The sequence below is a fragment of the Cupriavidus sp. SIMBA_020 genome (genome assembly GCF_046535395.1).
Lineage (GTDB): Bacteria > Pseudomonadota > Gammaproteobacteria > Burkholderiales > Burkholderiaceae > Cupriavidus > Cupriavidus campinensis.
The window spans coordinates 1-357 of sequence record NZ_JAWRWU010000167.1 but is presented as its reverse complement, the minus strand read 5'-3'; the positions used below and the strand labels follow the sequence as shown (position 1 = coordinate 357).

Below are 357 nucleotides of genomic sequence, written 5' to 3'. Positions count from 1 at the left end.
GGTATGGTTATCGGTTACATCGTTCTGCGTGGTGACGGTCCGATCTCTAACCGTGCGATCCTGGCGGAAGAATACGACCCGCGTAAACACAAATACGACGCGGAATACTACATCGAAAACCAGGTTCTGCCGGCGGTTCTGCGTATCCTGGAAGGTTTCGGTTACCGTAAAGAAGACCTGCGTTGGCAGAAAACCAAACAGACCGGTCTGACCTCTTGGCTGAACATCAAAAAATCTGGTACCGGTGGTGGTGGTGCGACCGTTAAATTCAAATACAAAGGTGAAGAAAAAGAAGTTGACATCTCTAAAATCAAAAAAGTTTGGCGTGTTGGTAAAATGATCTCTTTCACCTACGAC

2 pseudogenes are annotated in these 357 nt (G+C 47.1%); both read left to right on the top strand.

What is annotated here, in order from left to right:
- Nucleotides 1–237: pseudogene (locus SB751_RS28660) on the top strand (DNA polymerase); the annotation flags it as partial.
- Nucleotides 226–357, top strand: a pseudogene (locus SB751_RS28655) (hypothetical protein); the annotation flags it as partial. The pseudogenes SB751_RS28660 and SB751_RS28655, both read left to right, overlap by 12 nt.